Genomic DNA, 22295 nt, shown 5'->3' with positions numbered 1-22295 from the left:
ATAACGGGGGCCCTACGCCCCCGTTAAACCTATGAGGTACAAATATGTATACATACGATGAAAACGTCCTCTTGGGGGCATTTGGTGAGAAAATCACATATGAAGGTAAGACCATCAAGGCGAGCGTGGAAATCGGTGAGTACGATGGCAAGGGTTCGGGATTCGTAACCGGATTAGCTGATAAAGCGAAGATATGGATACGGACCAAGGATATACCACTCCCTAAGGCGAAGGATGAAATCTACATCCACGGCAAGAAGTGGTATGTGGATCATATCTCCGATAGCGACGATAAGATGCATTGCCTAGAAATCGTGGCCAACGTAAGGACGGTGAGACCATGAGTAATGAGCCTATCACCATTAATGATGGAGCTACACCGTATCTTGAATTTATCGCTAAAACGAAACCCGATTGGATGCGTAAGGCGATGAAGTCGATGGGATTCATGATGTCTAAGGCTATCAAGGAAGGCATTAAATCCGGAGCGCCAGGCGGTAAGAAATACGCTAATTTCATGCCACCCGCTATGAGGGCACAACTCGAAGCAGCATTCGGCGCCAAAGTTAGAAGAGCCTACAGAAAAGGCGGTAAGGCTGACCGAGAAGGCTGGATACATAAGTCTCGTGATGAACTTATCGCGGGCGGTGTAAAAGCCGGCACAGTTGGATACACGCCTCTTGGCAAAATGTACCGTGCCGTAGGATACCAGTACGACGCTAAGTCTGAATCGGTCAAAGTTGGATGGCTATCTAATTCAGCTAAGAAATTAGGGGAACAGATAGAGAAGGGCTACACCAAGGAAATAACAGAGAACATGCGTAAGAAATTATTTGCGCATGGGTTCCAGTTGGCCAAGGGGAAAACGACCTTCACCATTAAACCCCGTGAAACCTTCGGGCCGATGCGCAACGCCCTTCAACCTAAACTCGTACCGTTCCTTGAAAAGAAAATCGGTGAGTACGCACTTGGTAATACCTCATGGGGCTCCAGTAATCGAGTATACAAAGTGAGGTAGCTATGCAAACAATTCCACTCGCAGTGATTGCGAACCGTTGGGTTGAGGCTATTAAGGATAATGATCGTATCAATGAGTTCTGTAAGGCGAAGTACGGTAAGGACCTATCCATATTCGTAGGGTATGACGATGCAGGGGCTCCTCTTGAGGAGGATTGCCCATGCGTTATAGTCCTTATGGACTCAAAGTCCGAAGGGCTTGCGGACTCCTATTCGTATACGCTCCAACTCGTATGGGGCGTACATCGGAAGGAAGCGGAGCGTAATGGCCGTGTCATTACCTATACAGGTGCCTTTGAAACCGATGAACTTGGCCAGCTACTCATTGAATGTATTATGGCCGTCAACCCTAATTATCCAGTCATTAACATTGACTATGAAACGGATAATGTATCGTGGCGCCCTGTGTATCCAGGAAAGGCCACATTCACAATAGAAATACCGCACGTAATCGGCGGTCACGTTGAATATTAATAGGAGGATAACATGGCAGTAGCTAAACGTGCGCAAGGCGCACAATCCAAATTAACAATGGCTTTTGAGACTGACTTTGGCGTTACACCGTCCACCGGTGGCGTGGTTATGCCAATCATTAGTTCCTCTCTAAAAGCAAGTCAAAATCTAAATGATTCTAATGTAATTCGTGGTACGCGAAATCCAGCTGCGCCTAGCCGTGGTAACATCGATGCATCCGGTAGTATTACACCACCAGTCGATGTAATCGGCTTCGGCTATTGGTTGAAATTAGCCTTTGGCGCGCCTACTTCTACAGCCGGTGCAGGTTCCGCGCATAAGCATGTGTTCAAAATCGGTCCGGATATGCCATCCGCTACATTCGAGCAAGGCTATAAGGATATCAGCACATATCAACAGTTTAGCGGCGTTCGGATGAATAAGATGGCGCTTAACTTTGGTGGTGACTCCGAGTTAACAGCCACTATCGACGTAATGGGGTGCAAGGAAACAATGGCGGCGGTGCCATTTGATACAGCGCCTACTCAAATTGCATTTACTCCATTTGAAAACCTGGAAGCCACAATCAAAGAAGGTGGCGTGACAGTTGCTAACGTATTGTCCCTAAGCCTTAACATTGATTTCGGCTTGGATGGTGATTCCTATGCTATCGGTAATAAAGGGTTCCGTACCTATATCGATACAGGTATTGTCGGTGTATCTGGTACATTGAAAGCGTTCTTCCAAAACATGGACTTATTGAACAAAGCCGTAAATGGTACAGAATCTAGCTTAGAATTAACGCTTACTAAAGGCGATAACTCTTTGGTTATCAAATTACCTGAATTGATTTACGAACGTAACTCCCCAGGTATCGATGGCCCTAAAGGCGTTAACATTGAAATGCCGTTCAAAGCATACTACGGCGATGGTGCTGAGGCATCTGCCGTTCTATTCGAATTAACTAATACGCAAGCAGCATATTAATAGGAGGTAAGTATGAAGATTCAAGGTAAGGAACTAAAAGCAAGAGCCCTCACATGGTCTGAACGTGAAATGTTGATTAAAGCAGGATTGGACTTCGTATATTGTCCAGTCGAAGAAGATGATCAACTAGCAGGTATCATTCGTAGCCGTGACATTATGCGGTTCATCTTGATGGACGTATATGGCCTCAGTGATGAGGACCTTAATACTGTATCTGATAAGGAAGCTATGGACTTTGCGGGTAAAGTTATCACAGCGACATTCCAGGTACAAGACGCAACGGAAAAAAACTAAAAGAGGTGTGGGGGTGGATGTCCTCTGACCGTCCGAAGTATTGCCAAGGGTGTAGGGAGTTACAATCCGCCACCCGGCAGTCCTTCGACTGTTCGGAGTGTGAATACAATCCTCCGCACCTATTATTTGGTACAAAATTGGCTATGAAACTGTATACCCTATCACGCAGTCAACGCATATATCACACAGGAGGGCTAGCAGGATTTGATTATCCGGCCATCCGCACAGTTGCGGAAATGAATAATATCAACCTGGGTCCGATGTTATTCAACCTCATGTGGATATTGGAGGGATTAGAAATGGAGGCGATGAATAAGGATGTCGAATAATGTAGTAGATATCGTAGTGCAACTGACCGATAAGAATACGCAAGCCGGTTTAGAGAAAATCGCAGCCGCCTCTAAGGGTACAGTTGCCGAGCTAGCAAAATTAAAAACAGAAATGCTGACCATTGGAGCTGGTGCGGGTATCACCGGTCTAGGGTCAAAGCTTGCCAAAGAGGCACTCGACTGGAATTTATCAGTTAAGAAAATGCAGTCCTTAACAGGTGCCACCGCTGAGCAAGCTAGTACCTTTATCTCCGTGGCCAACTATATGGGCGTAGCTACCGACGTAAGCACTACGGCGTTTGCTAAGTTCGCGAAAGCCGTATCAAACGCTCAAGATAAAATGCAAACAGCCTCGGCTGAGGGGAAGCTTGCGACCGATATGTTCAGTCGGTTAGGGATTAGTATTGATCAGATTCAAGGGAAGAACACTCTTGAAGTATTCCAGATTATCCAAGAACGCCTAAGAGGCATGAAGGACGGCGCGGAAAAAACTCGCGTCGAAATGGAATTGTTCGGTAAGACGGGCTACCAACTCCACGGCATGCTGAATATGTCTGCAGAGGCGATGAAGCAAGTCGAGGACCGGGCACGTGCTATGGGCCTTATTATTGACGATGAAGCGGCTAAGAAATCGGCGCAGTTTAATCGCCAATTAAAGGACATGGAACAAACCGGTAAGCGTTTGGCCATCATGATTGGCCAAGAGTTATTGCCAGTAATTATGGACTACACTCAATGGGCTATCGACTTAACGAAGTCCTATAGCAGTATGGCCACCGAACAGAAGGAAGCTATCTCAGGGGTAGTGAAATTTAGTTTCGAGGCCGGTATTGCGGTAACAGTGATTCAGTCCGTAACGACTGCATTAAAATTCATGAGACTTGCCACATTAGCGGCTGCAGGTCCCTGGGTAGCTTTGGCCAGTGCTATTGCGTTGGCAGGTAAAGCATTACTTGACTATCGATACAAGGAACGTACCAAAGGTACTGACCTAGGTGTTGAAGTTAACGGCATGAAAGCCCATCGGAACCTTAACTCTGATAAGGGCACAAGTGAAGCCTACATGGCAAACCATGATGGCCGTTACTGGGTTGAGGATAGTTCCTTCTTCGGCTTGATTAAGAACGACCGCCTAGCCACTAAGGAGGAAGGCGCTCAAATCGATGCTGCGATGAAGGCTAAGGAAGAGGCTGATGCGGCGAAGAAGAAAGCCGAGGAAGAACAGGCCAAGTTAGACCAAGAAATCGAGAACGCTAAGAACGGCTTATCGAATAACGAAGCCATTAATAAGGCTAATGAGGAAGCCGGCAAAGCGGCGAAGGCCCAAGAAGCCGCCGCTAAGAAAGCAGAACAAGCGGCTGAAAAATTAGCAAGCTCCGTGGAACGTCTTAACGACATGATTCGAAGTCTAACTCTTCAATCCTTGGAGATTGACGGTAGTCAGTACGAAATTGATAAGCTCAACGCTAAGAATCAGTATGAATCGAACAATAAGAACATTCGAGATATTATCCGTTCCGCAGCGGGGCTTAATAGCGTAGGTGGTGGAAGTGGTGAAGCTTCCGGTGTATTAGCTGCAGCTAATGCTCAACTTGGCAAGGCCTACTCACTAGGGGCTGATGGTACTTGGGCTACGGATTGTGGCAAATTGTTCGCTGATTCCGTCAAGGAAACCTTTGGAAAGGACGTACCTCGTTATGTTCCTTCCATTATGGACGCGGCAGCAGCTGCGGGCGCATGGCATCCGGCTGGTGATGGATATACACCTCAAGCAGGCGATGGCGTCGTAGTTCTTGGAGATAATCACATCGTAATCTCTGATGGCAATGGCGGATACACTGGTGCTAATTCTAGTACTGGTGTAGTGGCTAAACAGTCCGTCGAAGGAGACTTCGGGGCGGTTACTGGGTATGTGGATACGGCTAAATTAGTAGGCACATCTGCAAGCGTATCGGCTTCTAACGATGCCCTTAAGAACGCTAACGCGCAAGCGTTGGCCAACTCCAACCTAGTGGCCGAGGCAAGGGCCAAGAACGAAGAAGTATATCAAAAGAAACTTGCTGAGGCGGAACGGAATCAAACTATCCGCGTTCGCAAGATGAATGAGGATATTACGAAACTTGACCTTGAACGTACAGGGGATAGACTCCAACTTATCAAGACTGAGTCCGATGCACAAAAGGCTCAGATTGAGGATAACGTTCGTGAGTACACCAAGGCTGTAGGGGACAAGAAACTTGCTGAGAAGAAGGCAGAGTCGGAACGATTGAAACTCGTAGCCGATACTGAGCAGAAAATCAGAGAGCTTGCCTACACACAAACGACTGAAGCGTTAGATCATCAGTCCAACCTGGTGAAACTTGGACACCTTACACTGGACCAGTCAGACGCCATCTTGGCGGAACAACTGCAGGCCTACATCGACTATTCCAAAGACGAGCTAGCTAATGCACAGATGACGGCTACGCAACGGCTACAGATTGAGAAGAACCTAGTTGAGGCCCAACAAAAGCTATGGGAGATGGCAGGGCGTAACTTGAAATCTCGATTGAAGGAAGCAGCGCGCCAATATCAAGAGGAAACAGTGAATTATGCTGACCTTGCGAAGTCGACCTTTGATAGTACCATGAGTAATATCAATTCGACTTGGACAAGTAACCTCGAGGCTATGGCCACAGGTACGAAATCCTTTAGTAAGGGGCTTATAAGCATATTCAAGGATATGACGAATAGCATTATCAAGATGATGGTGAACTTATCATTCCAACAATACCTACAGCCTAAGTTGCAAAGCCTATTCGGTGGAGTGGTCGGAGGTATAGGAAATATTGGTGGAGGCGGTCGTACCTTCTCCACAGGTAGGTCCTTTAGTTCAGCGTTCAGTAGTCGAGGGTTTTCTAAGTTCGCATCCGGCGGGGTAGCGCCTACAGGTATGACATTGGTCGGTGAAAACGGACCGGAGCTCCTTCAATTCAACGCTTCCCATCGTATCTATAACGCTAGTCAAACTCGTAAGATGCTAGGTGGTAATCAGGGGAATAACGTTACTGTTAACATCATCAACCAATCTGGCCAAGCCCTTGAATCTGAGCAACAAAGCTCGAGATTCGATGGAGAAAATTACATCATCGATGTAATGGTTAAAGCCGTAACAAATAATAAAGGAGGTGCGCGGGATGCAATTAAAGCGGCCGCAGGTTAATCATGGCAACATTTCCAAACATTAGATATCCAATATATCCAATTCAAGAAACTACACCGGATATGACATATAAGGGCCAAGTGGAGAATATGACGATTATTAGTCGCCGTAAGACTACTAAGGCCTTACGGTCATACAACGTGAACTATAAGGTGCCCACCTCTGAGTACTTACGGTTAAGGTCGTTCTTTGACGAGGTTAACTGTTCGACAGTATTCGACTGGACGAACCCTGAAACGAAGGAAACTATCAAGGTACGATTTAGTGATCAGTTAGACTTTGCAGCGAATGACTACGGCATATGGGTTGGTACCGTGAAATTACAGGAGGCATAACATGTTAACACTTTCAACTGCATCTATCTTGGAGAAAAACAAAATAGACGCCACAGGTGTATGGCTCATGCTCCTTGATATCGAATACAAAGGCGATATCGTCCGACTTGTGTATAACACTGAGGATATTACCTTCCAGGGAAATAAATACATCGCGTTTCCGTTTAAATTAGCGGACGTCAACCATAACTCGACTGACCTTCCAAACGTTAAATTGTCCGTGTCCAATGTGACACGGACTATCCAACGCCTGGCGGAGGATAATCAAGGGTTCACTGGTGCGAATGTTATTGTCCGCGTAATAAATACAAATGTACCGAACGTGTGCGAAGTAGAAGAACACTTCGTTATTACGGGCTCCGTTGCTAATGCAGAATGGATGGAGTTCACACTCGGTACGGATTTTAGTTTCACACGTCGGTTCCCTTTAGTCCGCATCATGAAGGACTTTTGTCCTTTCAAATTCAAAGGTATTCAGTGTGGATACAAGGGCACCGAGACCGAGTGTAATAAGACTTTGTCACGATGTCGAGCATTAGGTAATAGCGTTCGATTCGGAGGCGAGCCAACGATTCCACAGGGAGGTCTGTATGCATCTAACAAGTGATATGTCTGATATGCTGGGCACCCCATTCGAGGAGCTGAAATGTTGGGACGTAGTGGCCGAGGTGTATCGCCGTAATGGTGTTACACTTCCGAACTACACAGATATTCCTATGGACGAGTGGCAAGAGGTCAAGGAGCCAACAGAGGGCAGTGTCCTGGTATTCTCGCTAAAAGGTAAGGAACTTGACCACGTAGGCGTGTATTTAGGTGATGGTCGATTCATTCACGCTACTAAGCCAAGCGGTGTATGTATCGAACATATTTCTAAATACGTTCCTAGGCTTAAACATATATACGATAGAAAGGAGTAGCCGATGATTAATGTAGTGCTAGTAAGGAATCCGTTTAAACCGGATCAGCATGAAACACAATACCGCCCCTATAAGGCAAACATGCCATTAAGCTTTTACGCTAAACAAGATGGCGACTGGGTATACTCCATTAATGGCCAAGAGGCTACGCTTGATACCATTGTTAACGATGGCGATTATATCGTGGCCATGCCTCAAATCGACGGTAAGTTCTTTGGAATCATCTTAACAATAGGCCTTAGTATCGCCACAGGCGGTATCGCTAGCGGCGCTATATTTGGTATCCAAAGTCTAATATGGCGCACAGTACTCTCCATGGCCATTGGTATGATTGGCAATATGCTTGTCAATAAGTTAACTCAGCCAAAGGCTGACCGGTCTCATACGGACTCCGCACAGGCTAACACCTATGGATGGGGAGGGGCAAAAACTGTAACCGGGCAAGGGTACCCTCTAGCCGTTACGTACGGCCGTATGAAGAGCGCTGGGCTCCTCTTATCTCGTCACATTATCAGTGATGGCGAAAAGCAGTACCTCAACCTCTTATATTGTGCCGGTGAAGGCGAGTTATCCAAAATCGAGGATATCCGTATCAACGCCAACCCAATCAGTAACTACCAAGATGTGCAAGTGGATATCCGATTAGGTACCAATGACCAAACTGTTATCCCGAATTTCAACGATAACTACGCAGACCAAGTACTCAACTATGAGCTTAAGGACGGGTGGAGTACACAACGTGTACAAGGTGACGCATGCAATGCTATAGAGTTAACTATCAGCTTCCCTAATGGCTTGTATTACTCCAATGATACAGGCGGAATGGACGCTACATCGGTTACTCTTGATGCTGAAATCCGGAAAGTTGGGGCGGACGAGGAGTGGCATAAGTTACCACTCTCCAATCAAAAGGGTATGCAAGCCTTCGTTAAGAAATCCGGTGACGGCTGGTCCTTCACGCGTCAAAAGTCTGACGCAGAAATCGCTGAAGGCGACTATAAGGGCAAGGTTACAGAGGCTACTAACACCGCGTTCTATCGAGTGTACCGATTCGATAACCTCGATAAGGCGCAGTATGAAGTCCGTGTTCGTTGTTCCAGTAAGGACGGTAGCTCAATCCGATACAACAATAAGGTGTACTGGAACCAATTGACGCAGATTATATACGATGACTTCGTACATCCTGGTAAAGCCCTTATCGGTATTAAAGCCTTGGCCACATCTCAACTTAACGGCTCTGACCCTGAAGTATCCTGGATACAAGAACGCTCCGCCGTGTATGTATTCAACCCGTACCAACAAAAGTATGAAGTCCAACGCGCGGATAACCCGGCATGGGCGGCATATGATCTACTTCATATGGCTCGTAAGTTTGGCGATGAATACGTCGTGTTTGGCCAACCTCATGGACGGATGGACTACGATGCATTTAAGGCTTGGGCCAATAACTGCGATAAGAACGGATTCACCTTTAACTATATCTACGATAGCGCTAGCCGGTTATGGGATGCGCTCAAATATCCGGAAAACGTAGGACGTGGTAAAGTCATTCCACAGGGAACTAGATTCACCTGTGTTAGCGACTATAAGTCAACACCAGTGCAGTTATTCACGGTGGCCAACATTAAGCAAGGTAGCTTCTCCGAGGAGTTCCAAGGTATCCAAAGCCGTGCCAACTCCGTGGAAATCTCCTTCCTTAATAAGGATAAGGACTACGAGCGCGATGTTATCCCCGTGTATGGCGATACCTACGATGAATCGGATACCCTTACCAACCCTGCTCAAATAGAACTTATGGGATGTACTAGCCTAGACCAGGCGTTCAAACATGGTAAGCACTACCTACGATGCAATAAGTACGAGGTGCGTACTGTATCTATCGAAGCTTTCACCGACGCTACAGCGTGTACCATCGGGGATATTATTCTTATCCAACATGACGTACCTGAATGGGGCGAAGGTGGCCGAGTAGTAGCTGTTACAGGTAATACCATCACCCTTGATAAGGAAGTATCGACATTACCTGGCAAGCAGTACCAACTACTGATTCGTAACAATGCTACCGATGCGGTGACTACATTCACAGTACTAAGCGTGATTGGCCGTAACGTAACGGTTAAGGAAACGATTGCAGTCGAACCTGGTAGTGTGTACGCCTTTGGTGAGTTAACCAAAGCAGCTAAACCATTTAGGGTGCTAGCTATCACGGAAGGCGGTACAGACCTTACTCGCAAGATACAGTGCATGGAATACTATCCTGAAGTGTATACGAGCGCGGATGGCTCTGTTCCTGTTATCGACTATAAGTCTGAGGTTGGTAGCGATATTGAGGATATAGGCCTCGTAAGTGATGTATACGGAGCTAATGGCATTATGTACTCACGAATCGCCGTCCGTTGGCAACTGCCTCGTGATGGCAAGATAACCAACGTAGTGGTTAACTATAGGAACGCTAAAAGTGATACCTGGAAATACGTGGGGAACTTCCCCGCATCACCTAATAGCACGGAGATATCCGATGTATTATTAGGCGCTACGTACGAGATTAAGGTGCAAGCGATTAACGATTTAGGGCAACTCACTACAGGGGTTACTAAGGAAATCGTGATTCCTAAGATGCAAGCGCCCGGTGATGTGCAGAACCTACACGTCATTAGTCGCTACAACCTAACCGCCGATAAAAGCGTATACTATGACCTTCAAGTGATGTTCGAGCCACCGGCTAATCCTGGCAACTTTGATAGCGCTGAGGTGTGGTACAAACTTAAATCTAAGAATGGCCAAGTTATCGCCGGTCAAGATTGGCAGTATGCGGGAAGTAGTAACAGCCAGGTTATTATCAAGGCATTAGGCCCTGGCGAAGAGTACGAGGTTAAGGCTGTGGCCGTGGATAGGTTCGGTAATCGTTCCGATACTGCCCAGGTAGTTGACGTCGTAGTCAAGGCTATGGACGAAGTACCGGACATGCCTAAGAACTTTACTGTATCATTCAAGGACCACGCCACCGCATCATGGAACGATGTATTGAACGCTGACGTGGACTATTATGAACTACGCACCGATAATGACCCAGGCAAGGATACCAACGCGCTACTTGCGAAGGTGAAAGGTACCTCAGCTAATCTACCGCTTACGAAACGAAGTGGTACGGTGTACTTGTATGCACGAAGTACGCTAGGTAAGTACTCAACGCCGGCAACGTATTCGTACAACTTGCCACAGTTAGAGGCCCCTACGTTTGAGGTCAAGGACCAACTCGGAGGATTCAGCCTGTACTTCGGGGCGAAGCCTCCACAGGCATATGTAATCCGTTGCCACGTTATTGGCGATAATCGTACGGACGACTTAGAGACAACGTCTAGCATGCTCACCTACTCCAATAAAGCCGGAGTATACCGTGTGCGGTGTGAATATGTCGACGTGTTCGGTAGTAGCTTAGTTGCCGAGAAGTCGGTCACTATTAAGGACAGGGTTGATAAGAGCCTACTTGATGCGGAAGCATTAGGGCTAAAAGCTATGGACGAATCGATTCAAGCGATGAGTTCTGAGGTTGGAACGATGAAAACCTCTGTTATCGGGTTTGCATCTAAATTAGTCCAACTCGATAAGGGTATTACCCAAAAGGTAACTGACCTTAATCAGAACCTATCCGGTCAAATTACTACGCTAGCCAATGGTATTGACCTTCAGGTAACACAGGCTATCGGTAATCTGAGTGGTAAGGATATTGTTAGTCGGATTAACTTATCCCCTGAAGGTACTCGAATCGACGGCAAGCTATTACACGTAACTGGCCAAGCACTGTTCGATAATAATATCATCACGGATGGTATGCTCCAAGCTAACTCCGTGAGTGCGGATAAGATACAAGCATTATCCATTAGTAGTGATAAGCTCCAAACGGATAGCGTTACCGCGGATAAGTTAAAGGTGAATAGCCTTGACGCTATCACGGCAACGATTGGTACGCTCCGCACTAAGACGAGTGGCGCTAGGGTTGAGATATCCGATAACTTAATTAAAGTGTTCGATGATAACAATGTACTAAGAGTGAGGTTAGGGGTGTTTAGATGATAATTCTAATAATCTTAATTCTGCTACTATTAGCGATGGCGGTTGCAGTACTACTAATAATAAGGAGAAAACATAAAATGCCACAGGGGATTGAAATATATAACGAATACGGAGAAAAAATACTGTCTACTGATGCGAGGTTGACTCGCTCGTTAATGTGCGTCCCTTGCACATCGTGGACTGGGTCAGCAAAAGTAATAGGTAAACAAAAGGATACAACTATATACGTTATTCCTTTTGTATCCGTTTCTTATAAGGGGAACTTCCCAACAACGAAATTTATCAAAACTTGGATTAATCAAGATATGGTGTACTGGGAATATACACGGATTAATAATCATTTCTTTGATAATGATACGTTGGCGATTGTATTGTTTATAGGAGAATACTAATATGAGCGCAACTTATCTCGAAGTCAACAATGACAAAAATCAAATCATCATTAACGATGAGTACAGAAATTTTAAATTGCACAGCGTTGTGCCGAAAGTTGTTAGCCTATTTTTCAACACCCGTGTTGCGGCTGATGATAGCGGAAGAATGTATTTGAACTTTATTAAACCTATTAATGAAGATTGTGTTATCTCCTCCGCATTTGCGCGTCAAGTGTGTATGGTATACCCGCATTATAGAATGCATGCACATCCTCAAGCATTAGCGCCAGAATCGTCGGGTGTTGATTGTTATTTATTTGATAACTATACTTCTCGGGATACTAATTCTACGGGCAAAATTCGAGCAGGATTGCAGGTATTTAACGAACAGGGGCAAACGTTATTTGATTCAGATTATCCTGCTTTGCGCATATTAGATTATATCGATATCGATATAAATGACTGTAAGCCTTGGCAAGACCCAAAGGATGATCGTTATCTAAAGTTTGGTAATGATATATTGTCTCGTTCGTACAATGTTCAGTCTATTGCAGTTTGCTTGCTCAACTCCCCCCCATCTCCTTTTGGCCCATCGGACGGCGTGTATTCAGCGGAATACCTTGGCTATGGCGTATCTATCAAAGGCGGAAACGTATTGACCCTAGGAGCTACATGGCAAACAGATATAACTACCAAAGATGCATTAGCAGATGCTGGCGTTGATTCGCGCCTAAGGTTGCTAGTTGCCGACGTAAGTAATCTTAGGAAATCGTAATTTGATATATGAATGAGAGGCACATCTTATGATTGAACAAGACATCACATTATACGCAGGACAGGACTTTGGCATGACTTACATCGTGCCCCCTGGCTCCGATATGGACCTAAGTCCATACGATGCCGTTTGCAAAATTCGTAAACGGCCGTATGATGATATGAAATTAGAGTTAACTCCTGTGGTACAGTCTAAGCAGGTAGGGTTCTTCATTAGTGGAAAGGAATCCGCTAAAGCCCAATTAAAGGGTGGTGATTACCTGTACGATGCTTTTATTTACAATGATCACAAGTGGATAAAGCTCGGACAGGGGACAGTCACCATCGTTCCAGATATTTCAATGCACAAGTAAGGAGGCACTTGGTATGGAAAACGAATTAATTTTAAAACTTGATAAGGAAACTACAATTCCACTTATTGAGGGTTTAGGTAAAAGCGCCTATGCTATTGCGGTAGCTCATGGATTCAGAGGCACTGAACAGGAATGGCTTGATAGTTTAAAAGGTTTACAAGGTCCTCAAGGGGAACCTGGACCAAAAGGCGACCCATTCCGATATGAGGATTTCACACCAGAGCAATTAGAGGCCTTGAAAGGTCCTAAAGGTGATAAGGGTGAGGACGGGCTAAGTGCGTTTAATATCGCTCAATTAAACGGATTTGAAGGTACATATGTTGAGTGGCTAAAATCGTTAAAAGGCAAGGACGGCGCAAGTGCTACGGCAGATAATGCAAAAGCACTGTTATTACAAGGTAACGTATGGTGTGAAAGTGCTAGCGTTGACGATGTACTTACAGCCTTAATTGGTAATATGGGTAAGCCATTCCCTCGTACCGAATTTAAGGCGTTAACTATTCCAAGCGTTATCCAAGGGCAACAGGTGGTATCCGTTACAGGCGAACCACATTACAGCGTTAAGGTGCTCGGTAACGATACACCTTTCACGCTCGACAGTACTGGAGCTTGTAGCGTGAATATTCCGCCATTAGGTGAAGATGACATCAAGCTCACTTACCACAATTTCACAGGTACAAAAGTAGGCGATTATACAATTAAAGGCGTTCAAACTGGTGCAGCTGCTGATGATACTCTAACCGATAGTGGCATTAAATATGAATTATTTGGTAGTACTTTAAAAATTAACGCTACAAACTACGAGGATACAGATTTTTCAAGATATCAAGGTCAAGGATTTACGTTTATTCCTTCGGCTTGGGCTAATAAATCAATTTCTAATATTCAAATTAAATCTAGCGTTCCAGTAGTCTTATATTGCAATCAACCTGTCAATAATAATGTATCATCTCAACAAATTCCGATTTATGTAAGCAATCCTCAAAATATTAGCTTTAAGACAAATGATTTAATTTGGTATCGGACACTGAACATCGGTACATTGGAACAGGGGCTCCAGCAGACCACCTTTAATTACACGGAATTAATTTGGTCGGACACTGAACATCGGTATATTGGAACAGGGGCTCCAATGGACTATGTATAATTAATCCACAGGAATACTAAAGGGGGAACACATGCAAGAATTAACTGATTTCATGGGCGAGGCTTGGCGGACGTTGACGGATTCGTTCGTTCTAAAGGCCTTGCTTGCATGTGTTCCTATTACGTAACTATCACACTTAGGGGGAGTGAATGGATATATTGAACGACATTTTAGTTATGCTGATTAGCGGTGTGTCACATGAGCATATTGTCAGTATGGGCGTTATCATCATATTAACAACCGTACTGCTATTCATTGACGCAGCGCAACGCATTACGACGGAGGTGCTTAGGTATAACAAGGATAATCACAGGAATAATACGCCTATAACATTACTTACAACGCTCGCATGGTATGGATGGGGGAAAGGTGGATATGTTGATGCTACTACAGGGCTGAAACGTAGGTACCTTATGAGTGAACGCTTACGATCCGATTTACTAACGAAGTTATGCGTCCAGTACCCCGCGTGGATGGTCTTATCGGTAGTGTTTGAATCGCTACCGGATATCCCTATCCCCAATACTGAACTATTCATGGACCATATCTTCTCATTCCTATTCATGCTGATTCCGTTCTTCTCCGAGTGTTGGTCAATTATCGAGAACTTACGCGAAATGGTTGAGGATGACCTCGTCGACTTTGGAAAGATATTCCAAGGCGTATTAGAGATTATCAGAGCATGGAGGGGTAATGGATAAGTTAGCTATCATTAACCGCATCAAGCGGTCCTATCAATCCATCCGAATAGCTGGCATACGGCCAACTGGTGTATTAGCAACGAGGGCATTAGTCCTCGTCATGCTAGTACCGATGATATTAGTTGTTGCCCAGTATGTATTATCGACGATTAAAGGCTACGTATCGCCTGAAGCGAATCAGCTTATTGATAAGGGTATTCTTATCATTGACCACATATTCGTTCCATCGGTGCTTATGTCCATTGTTGGATTATGTGGCATGTTCATTGACAAAGACCATAATGGGATACCTGATAAGCTAGAGGAACAGAATACGTTGCCAATGAATCGACCTAGTATACAACAACTATCTGATGACGTTAACCATGACGAGAGGGGGAAATAAATGTTTAGACAAATTACAATGGACGAGTTAAAGTCCTTAGCACTAGATTCATACGGCCAAATTGAAAAGGCCTACCTACATTGGACTGGCGTCAAAGGCGGTAAGCACTTCAAGGATTACCATATCAACATCGACCGAGCTGGCACGATGTGGACAGATATGGAGGCCTTAACAGATTATAAGGAACACACTTACATGCGTAACAGTAACGCAGTAGGCATTGCTATTGAAGCGTGTTGGGATGCAGTCAGTGAAAATAATCTAGGTAGCGAACCGCCAACAAAAAAACAGTTGGCCACAATGACACAAATTATGGCCGTACTCACAATTAATGCAGGTGTACCACTTGATATACAACATCAAATGACCCACGCCGAGGCGGCCGATAATAAGGACGGCCTAGACCTCTATTATTTAGATCCGACTGGTTACCCTAACAATACCTACGGTCCGGACTCCAACGTTGACCGATGGGACCTCTTAGTGTGCCATGCCGGTGATGAACGATGGAGCGGTGGCGACTGGTTACGGGGCACCGCTCGATGGTGGGGCGCACAGTGGGGTAGTAATATTTAGGAAGGAGCAACTATGTATGAAACTATCAAGAACAAAATTATATCTGCGTTTACTCTTAAGCGCGTTATTCTTAGTGTGCTTAGCGTTCTTATCATCGGTTTCGCATGCAGCCTCATCGGAGGGTACCTCGACACAAGAGCCGACTATCAGCGTACCCGTGAGCAGTTGGAACGAACTCAAAGGGCGCTTGACGAAAGCAGAAAGCTCAATCAACAACTCCGAGAAAGCATTGCAGCAAGCCAACGACTTAACCGCGACGCAGGGAACAGCATTAACAGAATTGAAGATTATCAACGAAGAACGGACGAAGGAATTGAACGCGCTCAAAGCAATCAACGAGAAACAGGGGCAAGAATTAACGAAAGCCTCCAATCTCTTGACGACGCAAGAAGCGAAATTGAACGAAGCCTCGACATCATTAGAAGAATTGACAGAACAAATCAAACGCAACAAACGAACAGAACAGCGCCTTAAAAGGCAACGTGATACATGGGCCGTGGTAAGCGGTGTATTTGGATTAGCAGGTGCAATTCGTCGATGACTGAGAGGTGATCCATATATCTCCTGAGCATGAGCAGGTGGACTCATGGACTGATTTCAAAAGATTATCGAAAGAATGACAAAAGATTGATAGAGCCTACTAGCTTAGATAATATCTAGGTTAGTAGGCCCTATTTTACTTTTAATTGTAGATGGAAGTATTTGAATGTCTTGTAAATATACTATATAATTGAAATGATAAACGTTTAAAATTTGTTAGAATTTAGAATAGTAGCTCAACCGTGGCTCACATTAAAATACTATAAGCCTAGAGTTAATCAGTATTTTAGGACTATAGAAACTATTAAAAGAGGATAATTCCTACAAAAACATACTGTATTTATAAAAGGAGGTCCTATGAAGTTTTCATTTGCTCATAATAATATAAATGTTAAGGATCTTGATAAGAGTTTAGCCTTCTATAAAGAGGCCTTACTGCTTGAAGAGGCTCGTCGCTTGGAAGACCCAAGCGGTGCTTTTACCCTTGTATATTTAAAAAGTCCATATACGGCACATGAATTAGAACTTACATGGTTGCGCGATTGGGATCGCCCTTATAATTTAGGGGATAATGAATTCCACTTGGCATTTTATGTAGATGACTACGAAGCAGCTCTAAAAAAACATAAAGAGATGGGTGTTGTAGCCTATGAAAATGCCGACATGGGTATTTATTTTATCGCTGATCCTGATGGATATTGGACAGAAATCATTCCGGCGGGTAAATATTAATGGAATATATGTTAACTCGTTTAGAGTGGTTGGTTGGGCCTGATAAAATCCAAACATTAAAGGATACATCTATTGCGCTCTTTGGTGTTGGTGGTGTCGGCGGTGGGGCCATCGAGGCTCTAGTACGTGCTGGTGTAGGGCGCATCGTTATTATTGATGGTGATTCCATTGCACCTAGCAATTTGAATCGTCAAATGATTACGACACACGATACCATTGGAGAACGTAAGGTTGAGGTCGCAAAGGCGCGAGCTCTTTCCATTAATCCTGATGTAGTGATAGAAACTCACGATATTATGTATACTGAGGAGAACTATCCTGGATTTATTCAAAGCTTGAACGTTGATTATGTGATCGATGCCATTGATATGGTAACGGCAAAACTCAATATTATCGAGGTTTGCCAACGTGAAAGCATCCCTGTTATTTCCTGTATGGGCGGCGGTAATCGCTTTTACCCAGAAAAACTTATGATTGCAGATATCAATAAGTCTCATACATGCCCGTTGGCACGCATTATGCGCCGGGAACTCAAGAAACGGGGTATAAAAAAACAATTAGTTTTATTTTCTACAGAAAAACCGACAAAACCACAGTTCCGCGGCGAAGCAACGAGCCCAGGAACATGTAGTTTTGTGCCACCAGTGGCAGGTTTTATATTAGCAGCACATGTGTTGCGTACAATTTTGGAGGTACCTGAACAATGAAACAAGCAAAAATCCATATGGCAAAAGGTGGAGACATTGTAATTGAATTATTTGACAAAGAAGCACCTGGCACAGTACAAAACTTTATCGACCTTATTAATAAAGGTTTCTATAATGGATTGACATTCCATCGTGTAATTCCTGGATTCGTAGCGCAAGGTGGTTGCCCTAATGGCAATGGTACAGGCGGTCCTGGTTACACAATTAAGGACGAATTGATTGGCAATCCTCATAAACACGAACGCGGTGCGTTGTCTATGGCTCACCGTGGTCCTAATACTGGCGGTAGCCAATTCTTTATCGTATACGAACCACAACCTCATTTAGATGGTGTACATACTGTGTTTGGTAAAGTAATCGAAGGCATGGATGTAGTTGATGGTATCCATCAAGGCGATATCATGGAAACAGTGGAAGTAATCGAAGGTTAATCTCATGAATGATGTATCTGTTAAACATCCGGAGTGGCTTGATATCGATGTAAATGGGACTATATCACACGGCTATGATCAAGAGTGGTTTGATGATGAATGGCAACGTTTGTCTGGTTGTGGCCCTACATCGGCTACACAGGTATTGAGTTATTCTGAATTTCGAGATGGCCTATTAGATGTGTCTACTACGGCGAATCATACATTAGCATTAGAACGTATGAATGTCGTGTGGAACTATGTAAAACCAAGATTTGGTGGTGGCGTTTATAAAACGCAATGGATGGAACGTGGCCTTAGTCGTTTGTTTGATGATAAGAATTTGCCTTATGAGGTACACATGCTTAATGTATCTCCTTTTTCTGCATCCCGCGTAGAAGCAGAGGCGGCGGCGCAGTTTATTCACGATGCATTATCACAGGATGTTCCTGTAGCGTTCTTAAATCGCCATAAAGGTAAAGAACCTGCGCTCTATACATGGCATTGGGTGCCTATTTATAAGATGTTCATGGATGGTGATGATATTCGTTGCGGTATTTTTGATGAAGGGGAAATCCGCGATTTCTCACTAGTTCATTGGTTGCAAGATACCATCCTTGGCGGTGGATTCTGTTATATAACTAAGAAATAATATTAGTATTATGAGAGCGATGGTGAAAGCTATCGCTCTACCTATATAGGAGGTTATTATGAGTCAATGGATTACAGAAGAGCAAACGCCTCATTTACGTCTCAGTGCTGAAGCAGAAGAGGTACTTTATTCTGGTGAATCTGAATTTCAAAAAATTGAAGTATTTAAGTCTAAAGAATATGGCATGATGCTTGCATTAGATGGTGTATTCCAAACGTCTGAACGGGAGGAGTTTATCTACCATGAAATGATTGCTCATGTACCATTGTTTTTGCATCCAAATCCAGAACGGGTACTGATTATCGGTGGCGGTGATGGCGGTGTAGCTAGAGAATGCGTACGCCATGATTGCGTTAAAGAAGTTACCATGGTTGAGATTGATGGTAAAGTTGTAGAATTGGCAAAACAATACCTACCTACTATTTCTAAGGCTATGATTGAAAACAATCCTAAGTTAACAGTAAAGATTGGTGACGGTATTGGCTTTATGGCAGAGGCTGAAGATTACTATGACGTTATTATTGTGGATTGCTCTGATCCAATTGGTCCTGGTGAAGGATTATTTACGGAAGAGTTTTATAAGAATACGTTGAAAGCTCTAAAAGCAGATGGTCTATTTGTACAACAAACCGAATCTCCTATGCTTCATCAACCACTCGTTGAGAAGGTGTTTGGTTATGTAAATAATCATTTCCCAATCGCTCGTTTGTACACCGCATACATTCCAATCTATCCGGCCGGGATGCATTGCTTTACGGTTGGATCTAAAAAATACGACCCATTAACATGGAAACCAAATCGTGAACAAAACTTTGAAACTAAGTACTATAACAAGGATATTCAAAAGGCTGCGTTTGCATTACCAAATTTTGTAAAAAACTATTTGCCAAATAAATAATTTATATGTATAATAGGGAAGCACCATTCGTTAAAAAACATTTTAACGGTGGTACTTCCTTTTTATTAGGATGTGAAAGAGTTTTATATTAGAAGTATATAGCTTGTTAATTTCAAAACTGAAAGTTAAATGAAATTAGAAAAAGTTATTGACACAAACTTCTAAAACAGATATAATTCTCTTTGTTACGAAGACAGTGTCTTCGATACCTACAAGGTGGTGGGTATGGTGAAGCGGTTAACACGGCGGATTGTGGCTCCGTTACGCGTGGGTTCGATCCCCACTACTCACCCCATAACCTACACATCGTAATCATTGTAGGGGTGTCGCCAAGTGGTAAGGCAACGGACTTTGACTCCGTTATGCGCTGGTTCGATCCCAGCCACCCCTGCCAACATGGTTCATTAGCTCAGTTGGTAGAGCACCTGACTTTTAATCAGGGTGTCCCGCGTTCGAGTCGCGGATGAGCCACCAAATAAAACTCACAAACGAAAGTTTGTGAGTTTTCTATCTCTAATTTTAGAGAATTTGGTTATGATGGTAAGTATATTGTGGAAACACAAGTGGTCAAAAATAAAACGAAACTTCTTAAAAAAGTGGTTGACGTTTTATGAGATGACTGATATACTTTAAAAAGTCGTTAGAACGTTAAAACTTCTAATGTACAGATCTTTGAAAACTGAACAATGATAGGTAATCAATCATATGATTGAACATATGCCAGAGTGCGGGTTTTGACATGGTCAAAACCAACCATAATTCAAAGTTACTTAAATGTAACGACAACACATATTGAGCTACTCAAATAGCTTCAAGATATCTTGGAGAGTTTGATCCTGGCTCAGGACGAACGCTGGCGGCGTGCTTAACACATGCAAGTCGAACGAAGAGCGATGGAAGCTTGCTTCTATCAATCTTAGTGGCGAACGGGTGAGTAACGCGTAATCAACCTGCCCTTCAGAGGGGGACAACAGTTGGAAACGACTGCTAATACCGCATACGATCCAATCTCGGCATCGAGACTGGATGAAAGGTGGCCTCTATTTATAAGCTATCACTGAAGGAGGGGATTGCGTCTGATTAGCTAGTTGGAGGGGTAACGGCCCACCAAGGCGATGATCAGTAGCCGGTCTGAGAGGATGAACGGCCACATTGGGACTGAGACACGGCCCAGACTCCTACGGGAGGCAGCAGTGGGGAATCTTCCGCAATGGACGAAAGTCTGACGGAGCAACGCCGCGTGAGTGATGACGGCCTTCGGGTTGTAAAGCTCTGTTAATCGGGACGAATGGTTCTTGTGCGAATAGTGCGAGGATTTGACGGTACCGGAATAGAAAGCCACGGCTAACTACGTGCCAGCAGCCGCGGTAATACGTAGGTGGCAAGCGTTGTCCGGAATTATTGGGCGTAAAGCGCGCGCAGGCGGATCAGTTAGTCTGTCTTAAAAGTTCGGGGCTTAACCCCGTGATGGGATGGAAACTGCTGATCTAGAGTATCGGAGAGGAAAGTGGAATTCCTAGTGTAGCGGTGAAATGCGTAGATATTAGGAAGAACACCAGTGGCGAAGGCGACTTTCTGGACGAAAACTGACGCTGAGGCGCGAAAGCCAGGGGAGCGAACGGGATTAGATACCCCGGTAGTCCTGGCCGTAAACGATGGGTACTAGGTGTAGGAGGTATCGACCCCTTCTGTGCCGGAGTTAACGCAATAAGTACCCCGCCTGGGGAGTACGACCGCAAGGTTGAAACTCAAAGGAATTGACGGGGGCCCGCACAAGCGGTGGAGTATGTGGTTTAATTCGACGCAACGCGAAGAACCTTACCAGGTCTTGACATTGATGGACAGAACCAGAGATGGTTCCTCTTCTTCGGAAGCCAGAAAACAGGTGGTGCACGGTTGTCGTCAGCTCGTGTCGTGAGATGTTGGGTTAAGTCCCGCAACGAGCGCAACCCCTATCTTATGTTGCCAGCACTTCGGGTGGGAACTCATGAGAGACTGCCGCAGACAATGCGGAGGAAGGCGGGGATGACGTCAAATCATCATGCCCCTTATGACCTGGGCTACACACGTACTACAATGGGAGTTAATAGACGGAAGCGAAACCGCGAGGTGGAGCAAACCCGAGAAACACTCTCTCAGTTCGGATCGTAGGCTGCAACTCGCCTACGTGAAGTCGGAATCGCTAGTAATCGCAGGTCAGCATACTGCGGTGAATACGTTCCCGGGCCTTGTACACACCGCCCGTCACACCACGAAAGTCGGAAGTGCCCAAAGCCGGTGGGGTAACCTTCGGGAGCCAGCCGTCTAAGGTAAAGTCGATGATTGGGGTGAAGTCGTAACAAGGTAGCCGTATCGGAAGGTGCGGCTGGATCACCTCCTTTCTAGGGAGACATACACCGAGCCAAGAGCTTGGATGTCACTTAGGTCGACACTTTGGC

Annotated in this window: 22 protein-coding genes, 3 tRNA genes and 1 rRNA gene; all 26 read left to right on the top strand. The window is 44.7% G+C overall.

Features of this window, described 5'->3' with window-relative positions; translation table 11 throughout:
- Window positions 1–44: 44 nt before the first annotated feature.
- The 26 genes from VAHSUH02_RS03535 (at window position 45) to VAHSUH02_RS03400 (ending at window position 22238) form a co-directional block, all read left to right on the top strand.
- Complete coding sequence (locus VAHSUH02_RS03535) at window positions 45–344, top strand: hypothetical protein (RefSeq protein ID WP_005382408.1); 300 nt, start codon at window positions 45–47, stop codon at window positions 342–344.
- Window positions 341–1018, top strand: a complete 678-nt coding sequence (locus VAHSUH02_RS03530; RefSeq protein ID WP_005382407.1) for a hypothetical protein — start codon at window positions 341–343, stop codon at window positions 1016–1018. Before VAHSUH02_RS03535 ends, VAHSUH02_RS03530 begins: the two co-directional genes overlap by 4 nt.
- 2 nt (window positions 1019–1020) lie before the next feature.
- Complete coding sequence (locus VAHSUH02_RS03525; protein WP_005382406.1) at window positions 1021–1491, top strand: hypothetical protein; 471 nt, start codon at window positions 1021–1023, stop codon at window positions 1489–1491.
- Between the two features lie 12 nt (window positions 1492–1503).
- Window positions 1504–2457 carry a phage tail tube protein gene (locus VAHSUH02_RS03520; RefSeq protein ID WP_005382405.1) on the top strand — a complete coding sequence of 318 codons (954 nt, stop codon included), beginning with the start codon at window positions 1504–1506 and terminating at the stop codon, window positions 2455–2457.
- A 12-nt stretch (window positions 2458–2469) separates the two neighbouring features.
- Window positions 2470–2751, top strand: a complete 282-nt coding sequence (locus tag VAHSUH02_RS03515; protein ID WP_005382404.1) for a hypothetical protein — start codon at window positions 2470–2472, stop codon at window positions 2749–2751.
- 318 nt (window positions 2752–3069) lie between these two features.
- On the top strand, window positions 3070–6282 hold the full coding sequence (locus tag VAHSUH02_RS03505; protein ID WP_005382402.1) for a phage tail tape measure protein: 3213 nt from the start codon (window positions 3070–3072) through the stop codon (window positions 6280–6282).
- Between the two features lie 2 nt (window positions 6283–6284).
- Entirely contained in the window at window positions 6285–6617 is a 333-nt protein-coding gene (locus VAHSUH02_RS03500; RefSeq protein ID WP_005382401.1) for a phage tail protein, read from the top strand.
- A 1-nt stretch (window position 6618) separates the two neighbouring features.
- Complete coding sequence (locus VAHSUH02_RS03495) at window positions 6619–7224, top strand: DUF1833 family protein (RefSeq protein ID WP_005382400.1); 606 nt, start codon at window positions 6619–6621, stop codon at window positions 7222–7224.
- Entirely contained in the window at window positions 7208–7534 is a 327-nt protein-coding gene (locus VAHSUH02_RS03490; protein WP_005382399.1) for an NlpC/P60 family protein, read from the top strand. The genes VAHSUH02_RS03495 and VAHSUH02_RS03490 overlap by 17 nt, the downstream gene beginning before the upstream one ends.
- Before the next feature lie 3 nt (window positions 7535–7537).
- Complete coding sequence (locus VAHSUH02_RS03485; RefSeq protein WP_005382398.1) at window positions 7538–11608, top strand: host specificity factor TipJ family phage tail protein; 4071 nt, start codon at window positions 7538–7540, stop codon at window positions 11606–11608.
- A 77-nt stretch (window positions 11609–11685) separates the two neighbouring features.
- Window positions 11686–12000: a hypothetical protein gene (locus tag VAHSUH02_RS03480; RefSeq protein ID WP_146104597.1), complete on the top strand. Its 315-nt coding sequence runs from the start codon at window positions 11686–11688 to the stop codon at window positions 11998–12000.
- 1 nt (window position 12001) lies between these two features.
- The gene (locus VAHSUH02_RS03475; protein ID WP_005382396.1) at window positions 12002–12757 is read left to right on the top strand and encodes a hypothetical protein; all 756 of its coding nucleotides are present in this window, start codon (window positions 12002–12004) and stop codon (window positions 12755–12757) included.
- Window positions 12758–12785: 28 nt separating this feature from the next.
- Window positions 12786–13109: a hypothetical protein gene (locus VAHSUH02_RS03470; protein ID WP_005382395.1), complete on the top strand. Its 324-nt coding sequence runs from the start codon at window positions 12786–12788 to the stop codon at window positions 13107–13109.
- 13 nt (window positions 13110–13122) lie between these two features.
- Complete coding sequence (locus VAHSUH02_RS09740; protein ID WP_005382394.1) at window positions 13123–14256, top strand: hypothetical protein; 1134 nt, start codon at window positions 13123–13125, stop codon at window positions 14254–14256.
- A 693-nt stretch (window positions 14257–14949) separates the two neighbouring features.
- On the top strand, window positions 14950–15342 hold the full coding sequence (locus VAHSUH02_RS03455) for a hypothetical protein (protein ID WP_005382392.1): 393 nt from the start codon (window positions 14950–14952) through the stop codon (window positions 15340–15342).
- Window positions 15343–15918, top strand: coding sequence for an N-acetylmuramoyl-L-alanine amidase (locus VAHSUH02_RS03450; protein ID WP_005382391.1), 576 nt, complete (start codon window positions 15343–15345; stop codon window positions 15916–15918).
- 280 nt (window positions 15919–16198) lie between these two features.
- Complete coding sequence (locus VAHSUH02_RS09805) at window positions 16199–16459, top strand: hypothetical protein (protein WP_248841614.1); 261 nt, start codon at window positions 16199–16201, stop codon at window positions 16457–16459.
- A 356-nt stretch (window positions 16460–16815) separates the two neighbouring features.
- Window positions 16816–17190: a VOC family protein gene (locus VAHSUH02_RS03440; RefSeq protein ID WP_005380323.1), complete on the top strand. Its 375-nt coding sequence runs from the start codon at window positions 16816–16818 to the stop codon at window positions 17188–17190.
- Entirely contained in the window at window positions 17190–17897 is a 708-nt protein-coding gene (locus VAHSUH02_RS03435) for a tRNA threonylcarbamoyladenosine dehydratase (RefSeq protein WP_005382389.1), read from the top strand. The genes VAHSUH02_RS03440 and VAHSUH02_RS03435 overlap by 1 nt, the downstream gene beginning before the upstream one ends.
- Window positions 17894–18328 carry a peptidylprolyl isomerase gene (locus tag VAHSUH02_RS03430; protein ID WP_005378394.1) on the top strand — a complete coding sequence of 145 codons (435 nt, stop codon included), beginning with the start codon at window positions 17894–17896 and terminating at the stop codon, window positions 18326–18328. The genes VAHSUH02_RS03435 and VAHSUH02_RS03430 overlap by 4 nt, the downstream gene beginning before the upstream one ends.
- 4 nt (window positions 18329–18332) lie before the next feature.
- Window positions 18333–18959 (top strand): hypothetical protein, encoded by a 627-nt coding sequence (locus VAHSUH02_RS03425; RefSeq protein ID WP_005382388.1) that lies wholly within the window; start codon window positions 18333–18335, stop codon window positions 18957–18959.
- 58 nt (window positions 18960–19017) lie between these two features.
- Window positions 19018–19857 (top strand): polyamine aminopropyltransferase, encoded by an 840-nt coding sequence (gene speE / locus VAHSUH02_RS03420; RefSeq protein WP_005378384.1) that lies wholly within the window; start codon window positions 19018–19020, stop codon window positions 19855–19857.
- 219 nt (window positions 19858–20076) lie between these two features.
- Window positions 20077–20152 (top strand) — tRNA-His (locus tag VAHSUH02_RS03415).
- Window positions 20153–20176: 24 nt separating this feature from the next.
- A tRNA-Gln gene (locus VAHSUH02_RS03410) sits at window positions 20177–20251 on the top strand.
- Window positions 20252–20255: 4 nt separating this feature from the next.
- A tRNA-Lys gene (locus VAHSUH02_RS03405) sits at window positions 20256–20331 on the top strand.
- A 344-nt stretch (window positions 20332–20675) separates the two neighbouring features.
- A 16S ribosomal RNA gene (locus VAHSUH02_RS03400) occupies window positions 20676–22238 on the top strand.
- Window positions 22239–22295 lie beyond the last annotated feature (57 nt).

The sequence above is a fragment of the Veillonella atypica KON genome (assembly GCF_002959915.1).
Lineage (GTDB): Bacteria > Bacillota > Negativicutes > Veillonellales > Veillonellaceae > Veillonella > Veillonella atypica.
This window is presented reverse-complemented; position numbering and strand designations above follow the sequence as displayed.

What these genes read in the sequence shown, in the direction of transcription:
- VAHSUH02_RS03535 (WP_005382408.1), top strand. Translation starts at nt 45, where the DNA reads ATGTATACATACGATGAAAACGTCCTCTTGGGGGCATTTGGTGAGAAA.
- VAHSUH02_RS03530 (WP_005382407.1), top strand. Translation starts at nt 341, where the DNA reads ATGAGTAATGAGCCTATCACCATTAATGATGGAGCTACACCGTATCTT.
- VAHSUH02_RS03525 (WP_005382406.1), top strand. Translation starts at nt 1,021, where the DNA reads ATGCAAACAATTCCACTCGCAGTGATTGCGAACCGTTGGGTTGAGGCT.
- VAHSUH02_RS03520 (WP_005382405.1), top strand. Translation starts at nt 1,504, where the DNA reads ATGGCAGTAGCTAAACGTGCGCAAGGCGCACAATCCAAATTAACAATG.
- VAHSUH02_RS03515 (WP_005382404.1), top strand. Translation starts at nt 2,470, where the DNA reads ATGAAGATTCAAGGTAAGGAACTAAAAGCAAGAGCCCTCACATGGTCT.
- VAHSUH02_RS03505 (WP_005382402.1), top strand. Translation starts at nt 3,070, where the DNA reads ATGTCGAATAATGTAGTAGATATCGTAGTGCAACTGACCGATAAGAAT.
- VAHSUH02_RS03500 (WP_005382401.1), top strand. Translation starts at nt 6,285, where the DNA reads ATGGCAACATTTCCAAACATTAGATATCCAATATATCCAATTCAAGAA.
- VAHSUH02_RS03495 (WP_005382400.1), top strand. Translation starts at nt 6,619, where the DNA reads ATGTTAACACTTTCAACTGCATCTATCTTGGAGAAAAACAAAATAGAC.
- VAHSUH02_RS03490 (WP_005382399.1), top strand. Translation starts at nt 7,208, where the DNA reads ATGCATCTAACAAGTGATATGTCTGATATGCTGGGCACCCCATTCGAG.
- VAHSUH02_RS03485 (WP_005382398.1), top strand. Translation starts at nt 7,538, where the DNA reads ATGATTAATGTAGTGCTAGTAAGGAATCCGTTTAAACCGGATCAGCAT.
- VAHSUH02_RS03480 (WP_146104597.1), top strand. Translation starts at nt 11,686, where the DNA reads ATGCCACAGGGGATTGAAATATATAACGAATACGGAGAAAAAATACTG.
- VAHSUH02_RS03475 (WP_005382396.1), top strand. Translation starts at nt 12,002, where the DNA reads ATGAGCGCAACTTATCTCGAAGTCAACAATGACAAAAATCAAATCATC.
- VAHSUH02_RS03470 (WP_005382395.1), top strand. Translation starts at nt 12,786, where the DNA reads ATGATTGAACAAGACATCACATTATACGCAGGACAGGACTTTGGCATG.
- VAHSUH02_RS09740 (WP_005382394.1), top strand. Translation starts at nt 13,123, where the DNA reads ATGGAAAACGAATTAATTTTAAAACTTGATAAGGAAACTACAATTCCA.
- VAHSUH02_RS03455 (WP_005382392.1), top strand. Translation starts at nt 14,950, where the DNA reads ATGGATAAGTTAGCTATCATTAACCGCATCAAGCGGTCCTATCAATCC.
- VAHSUH02_RS03450 (WP_005382391.1), top strand. Translation starts at nt 15,343, where the DNA reads ATGTTTAGACAAATTACAATGGACGAGTTAAAGTCCTTAGCACTAGAT.
- VAHSUH02_RS03440 (WP_005380323.1), top strand. Translation starts at nt 16,816, where the DNA reads ATGAAGTTTTCATTTGCTCATAATAATATAAATGTTAAGGATCTTGAT.
- VAHSUH02_RS03435 (WP_005382389.1), top strand. Translation starts at nt 17,190, where the DNA reads ATGGAATATATGTTAACTCGTTTAGAGTGGTTGGTTGGGCCTGATAAA.
- VAHSUH02_RS03430 (WP_005378394.1), top strand. Translation starts at nt 17,894, where the DNA reads ATGAAACAAGCAAAAATCCATATGGCAAAAGGTGGAGACATTGTAATT.
- VAHSUH02_RS03425 (WP_005382388.1), top strand. Translation starts at nt 18,333, where the DNA reads ATGAATGATGTATCTGTTAAACATCCGGAGTGGCTTGATATCGATGTA.
- speE (WP_005378384.1), top strand. Translation starts at nt 19,018, where the DNA reads ATGAGTCAATGGATTACAGAAGAGCAAACGCCTCATTTACGTCTCAGT.